This window comes from Singulisphaera acidiphila DSM 18658 (genome assembly GCF_000242455.2).
Taxonomy (GTDB): domain Bacteria; phylum Planctomycetota; class Planctomycetia; order Isosphaerales; family Isosphaeraceae; genus Singulisphaera; species Singulisphaera acidiphila.
Window position 1 is genome coordinate 139,642 of the sequence record NC_019892.1, and the last position, 13,185, is coordinate 152,826.

The following is a 13,185-nucleotide window of genomic DNA, read 5'->3' on the forward strand; positions in this document are numbered from 1 at the left end:
AAATGTGGCTTCGTGACGTGATCGGCCCCGGCAATGTCCACGGAGACAGGGAGGTCAGTGGCAAGGCACCTAAAGTGGGTAAAATGGAAAACCTGGTGAATGCATCTGATGTCAGCGACTGAGCACTTATCCTCACAGATTCTCTCAGGCCTACCAACTGAGGTGCCTGGCCACTTGAGCCCCTCCGAAAATAGGGGTTGCTTGCCCGATAAACCGGGAATGCAAATAAGATATCGTTGATGTTCACTTCGGCGGCGCTGCCCTTTGGGCGGGTGCCATGAGTCGCATCTCCTCCTCGCAAGCCATCCAGCCTGGCCGCAGCGGACCCGGGTTGGGCGAGAAGAAGACCCACGGGAAAGATGCGTTGCGCTCGAACCTCTGCTTCATCCGGGCTTGGGCCGCCGAGAGCTTGTGGTAATGCTCACCGGATTGTTCAAGCCGACTTGCGAACGACAACGCACGCTCGGGCTCACGACGAAATGCGTCAGCGTTTTTGGTAAACGTTTGGGCGCCCGACTCATGCTCGCGCCAACCCAGCAGGCCGGGCGGGTCACCCCGCAATCCTCCCGTGACCCAGTGCCTGATCGCCACAGCCCGTGCGACGGAACGCGTTGCCAGCGAGCGATTGGTCTCCATCTCCTCTTGGGCGTATTGAGCCCTGTCGAGGTAGGCAGGCCGTCTTGCCATGGCACGGTCGATTTCGATTATCCCACCGATGGTGGTGCCCACGATGAACACAAGTGCCATCAGCCGCTGCGTTGTGAGCCGGGGGAGTCGCATGGTGGCCCCTGAACCGAGTGGCACCAGGGCCGGCCGGACATTTGACCATCCGCCCTGGCTGACGGGGTTTTGCTTGCGTGCGGCCGTTCATCGTCGGAGTATGCCACACGCTACGCCCGGCCGGGCACTCCCGCCAGAACCCTAGCAGCCGGGGTGAGACTCAAGGCTACAGTAAGCCGAGGAACCTCGCAATGGCTCTGGATGCGAGGTGTGTCTTGGCCTTTTGGATTCGTCCGTTTTTGCCGGCGTCCTCAGGCGTTCTCAGCCAACGGCGCACGACCAATCTCGTTCGATGGCCACCAGGAATTCCAAAGTTGACGGCGTCCAAGCCCCATCTGTTGTTCGCCCCGAGGAAACTGGACCACCCGAAGGACGACCTCGCGTTGCTCGGCTTTGAAACCGTCGAGTCGATCGGGTGGGTATTCAAGGGCCGCCAGAACGATGACGAGGATGTCAGTGGCCAGACACCTAAAGCGTGCAATATATAAAATATGTCGAATGCATTTAATATTTTTCAGCTGAACACCTATCTTAACGGATTATCCAATGCCTCCCAACTGATACGGACACTAAATAATATTTGCGCGCCATTGCGCTTTTGGTACGTGCATGCGAAAATGGTGAAAACCTTGAGGAATTCGCCATGCATGTCGCCGACCATCTCAGTCTCGACGAACTCCAGTCTCTTGCCGAGCGACAGCCACACAAGCGTTGCTTCCTTCGGTTCCGCGCCGTGATTCTCGCGCTTCGCGGTCGCACAGCACCCGAAATCGCTGAAGCCTTGGGGGTGTCCCGTCGCGCGGTCCAGGATTGGGTCGCCCGGTACAACGCCAAGGGGACCGACGGCCTCGCCGACCGCCCCATCAGCGGTCGGCCTCCCTTGTTGAGCGCGTTGCAGATCGAACAATACTGATCATGCCCAAGCTCAACACCGAGGTAGGAGGCCCGTGACGGGGCGGTCGCATCCGGGATGGAGCACGGGATGTCGGCAGGCTACGACCGGCTGGACGAGATCCTCCAGACCGTGTCGGTTTGATACACCGGGGCGGGCGGCTTCGCGGAGATCGCCCCGCCCCCGGCTCTTGGGCGGCTTCCACGCCCCGTCGCGTCAGACCCCTTCCGGCCAGCGACGGGTTGCGTCAAGCGATTCACCCGTTTCGAGCAGGCTCTTCAGGCTGGCCAGGATGAGCGGCCACCCGCCCGACACAGCCTCGATCAGCTTCGACCCCGGCATCTCGCTCTCGTGGATCAAGGTCAGCTTGACGGAGTCCCCCTGCGGCTCCAACTCGTAGGTCAGCCGCGTCGGAACCTCGTCTCGGAGCTCAGCCTTGAACTCGTTCCGCCACGAGAGAACGAGCCGCCGGTGCGGCACCAGCTCGATGACCTCGCCGCTGTCCCCGACGCGGCCGTCCGGGATCATCAATTTCCAAGTCGCCCCCACTTGCCATGCGCAGTCCTGCCAGGTCTCCGCCCAGTACCGGCGGGTGAACTCGGGGTCGATCAGCGCTTGCCACAGCTTTTCCGGAGTCGTCCTGATGTAGGTCACGTACACGAAACGCGATTCAACCATCAGCATCTCCTTCCAGTTGCTTCTTGAGGTCGGCGAGGAGGCGGAGCCGGCCCTTCTCGTACTTACCTACCCACCGCTCAGCAATCTCCTGGATCGGCACCGGGTTCAGATAGTGCAGCTTCTCCCGACCCCGCCAGACCGGGACGACGAGCGACGCCTCCTCAAGCACCTTCAGGTGTTTCGTCACCGCCTGCCGGGTCATGTCCAGATGCGCGCAGAGTTGCCCCAGGGTCTGCCCGTTCTCCGCGTGCAGCCGGTCGAGCAACAGCCGCCTGCCAGGGTCGGCCAGCGCCTTGAACACCTTGTCGAAGTCGTCGCCCATCGCCTCATTATGCAACTATTCAGTTGCATGTCAAGGTGGTGCGCCGACGGTTGCACTCGATGAATCGAAGGACCACACGGAGAGGGTTGTCAGCCTGGCTTGGAAAGTCCTTGAGAGACGTGCAACGCCACACTTGCTGATCGTTTAAACTAACGAGCCATGTGCTCCCGTCGAACAGGTCTCTCTGATTTACGTCGCGTCGAAGGCGGCAAGGCGAGCGACAAGGGTGGTGTGCTCGACGGTAGCCAGGCCCTGATCGAGCAACGCCCGAAGCCGTTTGGTATCGCCGTTCAGGAGGGCTTGTGGGTCGAGCCAGAGACCAGGGAAAATGGTCGACCGGTGCAGGCCGTCTGCGTCGGCGGGCATCGTGACCAACGAACCTTTCTCCTGGCGGAACCAGAGAACTTCGTCCGGGTCCAGGGCACGCACGACATATTCGAGGACGCCGGCCTGTTCGTAGTCGGCCAGTTTCGGCCCCAGGTCGACGTAACGGGTCGCCTTGGCAATTTCGACGACGAGTTCCGGAGCGCCGCGGACGAATCCACGCTCAGTCCGGGTTTGGCCACCGCACTCCGGCAGAATCCGAAGGAGAACGTCCGGCTGCGGTTCGCTCTTCGAACCGAGGATCACCGTCACGTTATCCAAGACCTCGACGCCGGGGGTGTTCTCCGCGTAGTAACTGAGCCAGACAGCCGCGGCGATGTGTGCATGGCCGTGCGCGCGACCGACAGGACTCGGCATGAAAACAACTCCGCCGATCAGTTCGGCCCGAGTACCAGACGGCATCGCCTCGTAACGGGCGTGAAAGCTCGGCTGGTCGAGTCGTTCCCCCTCGACCAAGGGACGAGGTGGGTTGATGACGGGAACGTGATCGGGCATTGACTTGCCCCTCCGAGGAGCCCGACAAACTCCATCAATCGTACCCAGCAAGCGCCGGAGCGAGCAAGGCGACGATGCGGTGGGGGCCCTACCCTTGCTCAGGTCAAAAGGAACTCCAGGTCCTCACGGCTGAGGGTCTGGATCAGGCTCTTGTCGGCGTTGAGGATCGCGTCGGCCAGGTCGCGTTTCTTTTGCTGGAGTTCGAGGATCTTCTCCTCGACCGTGTCACGGCAGACCAGGCGGTAGGCGAACACACGCTGGGTCTGGCCGATCCGGTGGGAGCGGTCGATCGCCTGCGCTTCGACAGCCGGGTTCCACCAGGGGTCGAGCAGATACACGTACTCGGCGGCGGTCAGGTTCAGGCCAAGGCCGCCCGCTTTCAGGCTGATCAGGAAGATCGGGCAGTCCGGGTCATTCTGAAACCGCTCGACTCGATCCGCCCGGTTGCGGGTCCGGCCGTCGAGATACTCGTAGCGGAGTCCTTCCTTGTCGAGCCGATCCTTGACGATCGCCAGGAAGCTCGTGAACTGGGAAAAGACCAGGGTCTTGTGCCCTTCCTCCACGACCTCGCTGAGCTGGGGCAGGAGCATGTCGAGCTTGGCGCTGGGCTCAGCGGTCCGGGTCGGGTCGATCAGGCCAGGATGGCACGAGGCCTGGCGGAGCCGCAAGAGCGCCTCGAGAACCTCGATCTTCGACCGGTTCAGCTCGGACGTCTCCTTGCGCAAGAGCGCCAGCCGGTAGTGGGCTTTCAGCTCTTCGTAGAGCTTGCGCTGAGCCGGCTCCATGTCGCAGTGCAAGGTCTGCTCGGTCTTCTCGGGCAGGTCCTTGACGACCTCGGCCTTGGTCCGGCGGAGGATGAACGGGCGCAGCGACTTGGCGAGCAACGAACGGTCGCTGTCATCGAGGTTGCCGCCGCTGCCGGTGTGCTTTTTGAAGACCGAGCTGGCGCCGAGCATGCCAGGGTTGAGGAACTCGACGATCGACCAGAGCTCGCCCAGGTGGTTCTCGATGGGGGTACCGCTCATGGCCAGCCGGTGTCGTCCGCGCAAGAGCCGCGCGGCCTTGGCCGCCTGACTGTCGGCGTTCTTGATCGCCTGCGCCTCGTCGAGAATCACGTAGTCGAAGTCGAGCTGGGACAGTTCGGCAATGTCGGTCCGCAACGTGCCGTAGGTGGTGATCACCAGGTCGTGGCTGGAGAACGACTCCCGCAACGCGTGGCGGGCGGGACCGGTATAGTCGAGGACTTTCAGCCTCGGCGTGAACTTCGTGGCTTCCTGGATCCAGTTGAAGACCAGGGAGCGCGGGACGACGGCCAGCGACGGCCCTTTCGCAAGCCGGCGGGCCCGCCGCTTCTGGAGCAGGGCGAGGACCTGGATCGTCTTGCCCAGGCCCATGTCGTCGGCCAGGATGCCGCCGAAGTCGAATTTCTGGAGATAGTCGAGCCAGCCCAGGCCCTCGCGCTGATAGGGGCGGAGCTCGCCGTGGAACCCGGCCGGGGCGTCGACCGGCTGGACCCCTTCGAATTTGTGGAGCGACTTGCGGACCTTCTCGAACGCGGAATCGACCCGAATCTCGGGCTGCGCGGCGAGAAGGGCATCGAGCAGGCCAGCCTGGGCGTTGCCGAACCGGAGGTGGCCGTCCTCGGAGGTCCCCAGGTCCACCAGCATCCCGTACTTCTTGAGCCACTCCTCGGGGAGCATGCCCATCGAGCCGTCGCCCAGGGTAACCATGCTGTCGCCCCGGCGGACGGCCGCCAGGAGTTCGGGAAGGCTCAGGCTCTGGTCGCCGTAGTCAACCTGACCGCCGAGTTCGAACCAGTCGATGCCGGTGGTCACGGCCAGCTTGAACTCGCCCGCCGGACGAATCAGCTTGCCTTCGGCCTCGACCCGCCAGCCGACTTGCACCAGGTCGCGAGTGACCTGCCCCATCCGTTTGGGGGGGAGTTCCATCGTCCCGGGCTCGACTCGCGGGTCTTTCGACTCGCGGAATCCGAGCTCGAACAGGAGGATGTCGGCCTGCGCTTCGACCTGCGGGTTGCGGCGGATGATCAGGCCCAGTTCGGTCGAGACCGCCAGGGGGGTCGTTCGGCCGGCCGGGATCAGCGCACCGTTGTAGTCGAACTCGAGTTCGGCCAGGAGCCGGTCGGACCCCGGTCCCCAGTTCTGTCGGGGGGTCCGCAAGGTCAGGCAAGGACGCGGCGGGGTGTCGATCTCCTCGAACTGGATCGTCTCGACCAGTTCGGCCGGACTGACGCGGGCCTCGGCCAGGATTCGCCCGATCATGATATCCTGCTGCGGCTCAGCGAAGACGATTTCCTTCTCGTGGCGAAGCCGGACGATCCAGGGCATGACGCCGACGTCGTCGAACCGCGAGGCACGGCCGACCCCTTGGATCACCAGGCCGGGCACCAGCACCAACGGTTCGGCCAGGTCCATCCGGTCGGTCCGGCCGTCCCCTCGGCGAAGCGAACCGCGCCACGACCAGCGCTTGCCACCGAGTTCGGGGCGAATATCGAGCGAGAACCGCCAGGCAGGGCCGTCGTCCCAGCGCATCGTGGGCGGGTCATCTTCACCCTCGGTTCGGCGGAGCCGGAGCCGCCCGCTCTTGGCCAGTTTCTCGACGATCAGGGCCTGGTTGCTCCGGAGCACATAGCGCCGGGTGCCCATCATCGGGTCCCCCATCGTCGCCCCGTTGGCCACGGCCGCCGCCTGCGTCTCCTCCAAGAGCGCCAGGAGGTCTCGATCCTCAGGCTCGTACTTGGCGTGCGGGCTCCCTGGTGCGTGCCACCAAGGCTTCAAAGGGCCCCAGTCGCCAGCGGGCCGGCGCTGGCGGCGGGCCAGGTCGATGACGACCTGGTTCTGGTTGAGGGTAGAGGAGACGTCGAGCACATAGACCAAGAGCCGCTTGGAATTGCGGTTCACCGGCTTGGCCCGCGCGGTGCTCCCCGCTTCCTTGCCCGCACTCCATGGCTGCGGCACACCGCCACGCACGGGCCGTTCCTTGCGATATCGACCCCCCGGGCGCTGCTGACCTTCCGGCCCTGGCCCAGGGCCCCCTGGTCCCGGCCCGTGATTGAGCCCCGGAGCGCGCCCTGGCCCAGTCCCGCGACCTGCCCCGGGGCCGTACCCCGGCCCTGGCCCGCGACCCGGTGGTCCCGCTCCCGGCCCACGACCCGGCGGCCCTGATCCCGGGCCGCGACCGGCGCCAGGGCTGCGGCTGCTGGCCCCGGGGCCAGGGCCACGGTTGGGGCTTGGGCCGACTCCAGGTCCAGGACTGCGGTTGGCCCCGGAATTGGGTCCATAACCTGATCCGGGATTGGGGCCGTAGCTGGATCCTGGGCCGGGTCCATAGCCCGGCCCAGGCACGGCGCGATGCCCCGGCGGCGGCCCTCCTCCTTCGGGCGAAGTAGGGCGGCGGGGCATGTCGCTGACCAGTTTCAGCGGGCGGACCGGCGCAGCCGGGAGCAAGCCCCGCGCATCGGTCATCAGGATCGTCGCCCAAATATGCTTGCAAGGCTCGCCGAACGGCCCAAAATAAGGGCACGAACAGGCAATATGGAGCTTGATCCCCCGGATCCGCAGCCGGACCCGGTACTTGGCGGTGCCGCGCACCCGAGCAATGACCTCGCCGGGAGTCGACGACGTCAGCGCCACCCGTCCCTTGGCGAAGTACGACTGGCCGCGCGAGCGAACCGCGTCGCTGAACACCCGCGAAACTTTCTGGGCGATCCCCATCATCCCTTCCCAACTCGGACGGGCCGATCCGACGTCCGGGGCGATCCGGCTCTTTCCCCTTTAAATGGGTTCAGGCACGACCGTTACGGTCGCCGCCAAGGCTCGCCCCTACGATCCGGTTCCCGAGAATGATTCTCAACCTTGCCCTGAAGGCCCAAAACCTACGACGAACCTCGGTCCCGCCCTTGCCCCTTCGCCCTTTGACAGGCTTCGGAGCATCGGCCGGCCCCTCCACTAGCGCTCCGCAATCGCGACCGAGAACCGCCCCCTTCGGGGTCAGCCCAACCCCAAAGCCCGAAGGCTCGAGGCCGTCGCTCGTCACTCGCCGAGTCTCTGATGACGCGTTACGCCGACCGCCATTCCTCAAAAAAAATGAGGAGGGAATGGGATCGTCCGCTCTCTGTCCGCATTCGCCGGGCGAGCTTCACTCACTTCGTTCAAGAAGAATGACGAGATTCGGTGTGGAAGACCGTCCCAAAATCCTCATTCCCAAGCGAAGTTGAAGGCCTTTTCTCCTGCCCTATACCAACCAATCCAAACGCCACCAAATCCAAAACAGGATGACGGTAAGCGAGCGGGATACCACCGCGGAACAAAAAAAGGGATCGAATCGCATGATCGAAGGCGGCCCGCCCGCCCGAGCGATCAGACGTCGAGGTTCTTGACCTCCAACGCGTGTTTTTCGATGAACTGACGACGTGGCTCGACGTCGTCCCCCATCAAGGTTGTGAACAGGTCGTTGGCGGCCACCGCATCCTCGAGTTGGACTTGCAAGAGGGTCCGGCGCGTCGGGTCCATCGTGGTCTCCCAGAGCTGGTCGGCGTCCATCTCCCCCAGCCCCTTGAACCGGGTGATCTTGATCCCACGCTCGCCCAGATGGCGAATCGTCGGCACCAAAGCGCGAAGGTCGGCCAACGGGTGCAAGTCCCCTTCGCGATGCACGATGAATCGAGGAGGCGGATCGTCGCCCGTTACCTCGACCGGCAGCAAAGTGTTCACCCGTAACCCAAACTCATCACGGAGCCGGCTGAGGTGTTTGTTCAGCGAAATCACCTCGTGAAGCTCGATCACGCTCGCGTCGTCGACGGCGGAAGCCTCGGTGGTCGTCGCGTCCTCAGCCCCCACCTCCGCGTCAACACCAGGTTCAGCAGCCGGGACTGGATGCTCCTGATGGTACGCGTCGAGGTCACTGCTGGTATAGAGCGGGATCTCGACGCCTCGCGAGACGGCCAGGTATTGCGGCAGCAGACCGGTCTCCGCATGAGCCTGGGCCAGAAAGTCACGCAACGGACGGTTGCGGCGGCCGAACACTTTCAGCCCCCCGCCGATCGCATTGACCAGATCCAGAAGGCTACGGAGCCGGTCGCCGACGATCCAGAGACTTTCGTCGTCAACACCATACGGCTGAAGCCGGGCGTCTGCCAGCCCTGACTCCACCAACATGGCCTGCATTTCCGGCTCGGTCTGGACGTAGCGCCGTTCTTTCCTGTTCGAGATCATGTAGAGCGGCGGCTGAGCGACGTACAAATGTCCTTCGGCGACCAGTCGGGGCATCTGGCGATAGAAGAAGGTCATCAAGAGGGTACGGATGTGCGAACCGTCGACGTCGGCGTCACTCATCATGACGACCTTGCCGTAGCGCCTCTTGGCGGGGTCTTCCTCTTCACCAATGCCGTTGCCGACGGCGGTAATGATATTCCGGACCTCCTCGTTGCCCAGGACGCGGTCGAGCCGGGCGCGTTCCACATTGAGGATCTTACCACGCAAAGGGAGGATCGCCTGGTAAAGTCGGTCGCGGCCCCCTTCGGCCGTGCCACCGGCCGAATCACCTTCGACGAGGAACAGCTCGCTGGAATCCTGGTCGCGGGTGGTGCAGTCCATCAATTTACCGGGCAGGCCGCCACCGGAGAGGACCCCCTTGCGGTTCCGCACCAGCTCCCGCGCTTTGCGCGTCGCCTCGCGGGCTTCGGCCGCAAGCTGTGCTTTCTGGACGACCTTCTTGGCCGCGGCCGGGTTTTGCTCCAGATAATCGGCGAGCTTCTCGTTGACGACCTTGGCGACGATCCCTTCGACCTCGCCGTTGCCGAGCTTCGTCTTGGTCTGCCCCTCAAACTGCGGGTCGGGTACGCGGACGCTGATGATCGCCGTCAGCCCTTCCTTGAAGTCTTCACCGGTGATCGCCAGGTCTTTGTTCTTGGCGGTCGTAATGCTCTTGGTGTAGTTGTTCAAGGTTCGGGTCAACGCGGCGCGGAACCCCGTCAGGTGGGTGCCCCCCTCGACCGTGTTGATGTTGTTGCAGTACGAGACGACCAACTCACTGAACGAGTCGTTGTACTGCAAAGCGACTTCCACTTCAACCATCCGGTCCTCGTCTTTGCCCAAAAGCAAGGCCGGCGGATGGAGCGCAGTCTGGGACCGGTTCAGGTAGGCGACAAATTCACTCAGGCCCCCCGCCGAGAAGAACTTCTCGTCCTTCGGCTCGTCGCTTCGCTCGTCGGTCAGGCGGATCGCGATCCCTCGGTTGAGGAAGGAGAGCTCGCGAAGCCGCTTTTCCAGAATGTCGTAGTCGAACTCGATCTTCTCGAAGATCTCAACGTCGGGCAAGAACCGAACCCGGGTGCCGCTCACCTTGGTCGTCCCGATGACGCGCACCGACCCTTGCGATTCGCCCTGCTTATACTCTTGCCGCCAGACCTGGCCGTCGCGAGAGACTTCGACCTCCAACCACTCCGACAGCGCATTGACGACCGTCACACCGACCCCGTGGAGCCCGCCCGAGACCTTATAGGTGTCGTGGTCGAACTTGCCGCCGGCGTGCGGCTTGGTCAGAACCACTTCCAACGTGCTCAGCTCGGTGAACTGGTGGTGCGGCCCGACCGGGATCCCTCGGCCGTCGTCGACCACCGAGGCCGAACCATCGACGTGGACCGTCACGTGAATGTTCCGGCAGTAGCCCGCCATCGCCTCGTCGATCGCGTTGTCCACAACCTCGTAAACCAGGTGGTGCAGACCGCGAGGAGTCGTGTCGCCAATATACATGCCGGGGCGCTTGCGGATCGCCTCGATCCCTTCGAGGACCCGGATGTTCGCCTCGGTGTAGTCTGCCGCCACACCGTTGCCGTTACCACTGCCGTTGGCCGAGGGATGCTCCAGCGATTCCGTCTTCTCGGTTTCGGTTGCGTCAGGCTTGCTCAGGTCCATCGCGGGTTCACCTCGGTAGTCCATGATTGGGAGACGGAACCTCCGCCAGCACTTACCATCGCCCTCGAATCGATCGCCAACGCGAGGAACCTAGAGGGCGCTTCCAGAAACAGTCACCCGCCCCCACTCGGCCGGCATTCCGCTTCGAGAGGAGGCCCAACCCCGTCGGCTCCGACTCCAACACGCTCAGCTTGGCTCATCACTGGCCGTGGGGCGGGGCGGCCGCGTTTTCTTCGGGGCCGCCGCAGGAGCGTCGATCGGGCCGACTCGAAATCGGATGTCGTGGACCGTGGTCCCAGGGGCATTCTGTCGCAAGGCAGCCAGCAGCTGCGGTTTCTGATACGCCGCCAATTCCTCCAGCAGCGTCGAATGAGCCACAGTCACGTTCAAAACCCCGCGGCGCACTTCACCAACACGGGTCTGACGGCAGCCGGGCTCGCCGACCGCCGCATTCCATGCTTCCTCGAGTTCCGTCTGCGCACGGAGTCGACCATAACCCCGTGTAGCGAAGAGCTCGCCCAGGATGTCCGACACCGATTTCGGTCCGCGAAACTTCGGACTCGACATGCGTTCCTGGTTTCCAAACTCGCCCCGACCCCGAAGGCCAAACGGGCCAATCCGGCCCACGGGCCGGCGTCATTCACGCGATCAATGTGAACGTCTTTTCATTATAGACGGAACCGAACGCCACCGCAACGGAGGTTGTCGGGACGCCGACCGGGTCTTTGGGTTACTGGTTGCCATCAAAAGGCTGATTCACGTTATCGGTCGCGGGTCAAAGGCATCACCACGTAGGCGTAGCGATCGTCGGTCTTGAAGACGGCGGCATTCTTGGAGTCGATCAGCTCCACCGTAAGCGCGGTGGAGTCGTCGAGCGTCTTCAAAGCGTCGGTCAGGTAACGGGGGTCGAAGGTGATCTCGACCGCCTTGCCATCATAATCGATCGGCAGGTCGACGTGCGAGCTCCCCACGTCGGCCGCCTGGCTGGTGAGTTTGAGCATGCCGGCAGCGAACTGGAAGTCGACTCCCCGGCTCTCGTCGCTCGTGACGATCGAGGCCTGCTCGACCGCCTGGCGGAGCTCGCCGATTTCGGGGAAGCGGATCTTGACCTCGGCGTTGCTCGGGAAGACGTCCTGGTAGCGGGGGAAGCGTCCTTCGACCAGGCGGCTGTAGATGACGGCCCGCTCGGTTCGGACCAGTACCGCACTCCCCGCCTGGATGGCGATGTGGACCGGGGGATCGTCGTCGTCGAGGTTGCGTTCGATCAGCTTGAGAGCCTTGACCGGGATGACCGGGTTGCCGGTGGGCGTGGGAGCATCATTCTCGGCCTCGGCCGCGGCCATCATTCGCGCCAGGCGACGGCCGTCGGTTCCGACCATCGTGATCGATTCGGCGGTCAACTCGACCAAGACCCCGCCGAGCGCGTACCGGGTGCTCTCGACGTCGGTCGCGAAGATCGTGCGACGGATCAGCTTCCTCAGGTCGGCCGCAGCCACCACATGGTAGCTGGTGGCCGCGAAGTCGGGCACTTCGGGGTAGCCACTCGGGTCCTCGCTCGGCAGCTTGAACTCCGAACGTCGCCCTCGGACGATCAAGTGGTCCTCTTCCCCCTCGATCCACAGCTCTTGATCGTCGCTGGTCCGCAAGATCGACGTCATCCGCTGGGTGGGCAGGATCGCCGAGCCCGGCTGCTCAACCTTCATCCCGAGCACTCGGTGGCGGATTCCCACCTCCAGGTCGGTCGCCATCAAGACGGATCCCTCGTCGGAATCGGCGATCAGCTTGATGTTCTGAAGGATCGGCTTGGGACTACGTGCGGGAGCCACGCCGCTCACCATTCCGAACGCGGAGAGCAATCCGTCGCGACTGCACAAAGCCTTCATGCGCATTCCCCGCCTGAAATCGTTTGAACGTCCAGTCCCCGGCCGTTCCGGCCCTTGCCTACGCCCTGCCTCTTCGTTGAGCAGGGGCGTCACTTTTTTGCTCCGGCCTCTCTTCTCTTAGAGGAAGAAGAGAGAACTACACCTTCGCCTTAATAGAAGGGCGAAGCCAGGGCCGTGCATAACTTCGGGATCTCAAGAACAAAGCCATGATACCAAACAACTTAACCGAAAACAATTGCCCTTGTTCACCAGGGGGAAACATGTTGGCAACGATGTCGAGCCAGCCGGCATGTCCCGCCACGGCGGAGTTGGCCGTCGATCCTTGGTTGTCAGGGGCGTGGATAACTCCTCATCAGTCAACCGCCGGGCAACACGTTATCAACAGGTTTTCCCCCGCCCGGTGTGGAAAGTGGGGGAACGTCGAGAATCGATAGTTTTGGGTTCAAGATGGCGAAACAAACGGGGATGTGCGTCGCGAATGGAGTTTGTCGGCTCTAACGTTTTCGGCAGATTGGCATGCGCGATCTGAGGGAAATCGCTCTGAAAAGGCCCCGATTTTGGTGCCTGGGCAAACTGTTCGGGCGATCTCTCTTGCGAACGTCGGACGCGTCGCCGGCTTGTCTCGTCGGCCTCTTCTTCGCGGGAATGGTCCGGGTATTTCCGGGAGAAGCCGAGAGTCGTTGCGTAAAAAGCGTAGCTTGATCGCGTATACGCGGCTTACGTTTTTTGCGGCCGGGAATGAGCGGGGGTGTTTCGCGTCGTCTTTTTCGGGGCTTTGGATTAGGATCCGGGCGGGCGGAAGCGGAACGGGTCAAG

Annotated in this window: 9 protein-coding genes; 1 reads left to right on the forward strand and 8 read right to left on the reverse strand. The window is 63.2% G+C overall.

What is annotated here, in order from left to right:
- Positions 1–243 precede the first annotated feature (243 nt).
- Positions 244–780 (reverse strand): hypothetical protein, encoded by a 537-nt coding sequence (locus SINAC_RS00545; RefSeq protein WP_015243755.1) that lies wholly within the window; start codon positions 778–780, stop codon positions 244–246.
- Between the two features lie 643 nt (positions 781–1,423).
- Between SINAC_RS00545 and SINAC_RS00550 the strand changes: the two genes are divergently transcribed.
- Positions 1,424–1,693, forward strand: coding sequence for a helix-turn-helix domain-containing protein (locus SINAC_RS00550; protein ID WP_020467091.1), 270 nt, complete (start codon positions 1,424–1,426; stop codon positions 1,691–1,693).
- A 195-nt stretch (positions 1,694–1,888) separates the two neighbouring features.
- On the opposite strand, the gene SINAC_RS00555 is transcribed toward SINAC_RS00550, so the two are convergent.
- The 7 genes from SINAC_RS00555 to dnaN form a co-directional block, all read right to left on the reverse strand.
- The gene (locus SINAC_RS00555; protein ID WP_015243757.1) at positions 1,889–2,350 is read right to left on the reverse strand and encodes an SRPBCC family protein; all 462 of its coding nucleotides are present in this window, start codon (positions 2,348–2,350) and stop codon (positions 1,889–1,891) included.
- The gene (locus SINAC_RS00560) at positions 2,343–2,672 is read right to left on the reverse strand and encodes an ArsR/SmtB family transcription factor (RefSeq protein ID WP_015243758.1); all 330 of its coding nucleotides are present in this window, start codon (positions 2,670–2,672) and stop codon (positions 2,343–2,345) included. Before SINAC_RS00560 ends, SINAC_RS00555 begins: the two co-directional genes overlap by 8 nt.
- A gap of 189 nt (positions 2,673–2,861) precedes the next feature.
- Entirely contained in the window at positions 2,862–3,551 is a 690-nt protein-coding gene (locus tag SINAC_RS00565; protein WP_015243759.1) for a Uma2 family endonuclease, read from the reverse strand.
- A 98-nt stretch (positions 3,552–3,649) separates the two neighbouring features.
- Entirely contained in the window at positions 3,650–7,288 is a 3,639-nt protein-coding gene (locus SINAC_RS41480) for a DEAD/DEAH box helicase (protein WP_081598304.1), read from the reverse strand.
- Between the two features lie 642 nt (positions 7,289–7,930).
- On the reverse strand, positions 7,931–10,486 hold the full coding sequence (gene gyrB, locus SINAC_RS00585) for a DNA topoisomerase (ATP-hydrolyzing) subunit B (protein WP_015243761.1): 2,556 nt from the start codon (positions 10,484–10,486) through the stop codon (positions 7,931–7,933).
- A gap of 186 nt (positions 10,487–10,672) precedes the next feature.
- Complete coding sequence (locus SINAC_RS00590) at positions 10,673–11,053, reverse strand: DUF721 domain-containing protein (protein ID WP_015243762.1); 381 nt, start codon at positions 11,051–11,053, stop codon at positions 10,673–10,675.
- Between the two features lie 194 nt (positions 11,054–11,247).
- Positions 11,248–12,369 (reverse strand): DNA polymerase III subunit beta, encoded by a 1,122-nt coding sequence (gene dnaN, locus SINAC_RS00595; RefSeq protein ID WP_015243763.1) that lies wholly within the window; start codon positions 12,367–12,369, stop codon positions 11,248–11,250.
- Between the last annotated feature and the right edge of the window lie 816 nt (positions 12,370–13,185).

Bases quoted from the DNA above. Each gene is read 5' to 3' on its own strand.
- SINAC_RS00590 (WP_015243762.1), bottom strand. From the start codon at position 11,053: ATGTCGAGTCCGAAGTTTCGCGGACCGAAATCGGTGTCGGACATCCTG.
- SINAC_RS00545 (WP_015243755.1), bottom strand. From the start codon at position 780: ATGCGACTCCCCCGGCTCACAACGCAGCGGCTGATGGCACTTGTGTTC.
- SINAC_RS00555 (WP_015243757.1), bottom strand. From the start codon at position 2,350: ATGGTTGAATCGCGTTTCGTGTACGTGACCTACATCAGGACGACTCCG.
- SINAC_RS00565 (WP_015243759.1), bottom strand. From the start codon at position 3,551: ATGCCCGATCACGTTCCCGTCATCAACCCACCTCGTCCCTTGGTCGAG.
- SINAC_RS41480 (WP_081598304.1), bottom strand. From the start codon at position 7,288: ATGATGGGGATCGCCCAGAAAGTTTCGCGGGTGTTCAGCGACGCGGTT.
- SINAC_RS00560 (WP_015243758.1), bottom strand. From the start codon at position 2,672: ATGGGCGACGACTTCGACAAGGTGTTCAAGGCGCTGGCCGACCCTGGC.
- dnaN (WP_015243763.1), bottom strand. From the start codon at position 12,369: ATGAAGGCTTTGTGCAGTCGCGACGGATTGCTCTCCGCGTTCGGAATG.
- SINAC_RS00550 (WP_020467091.1), top strand. From the start codon at position 1,424: ATGCATGTCGCCGACCATCTCAGTCTCGACGAACTCCAGTCTCTTGCC.
- gyrB (WP_015243761.1), bottom strand. From the start codon at position 10,486: ATGGACCTGAGCAAGCCTGACGCAACCGAAACCGAGAAGACGGAATCG.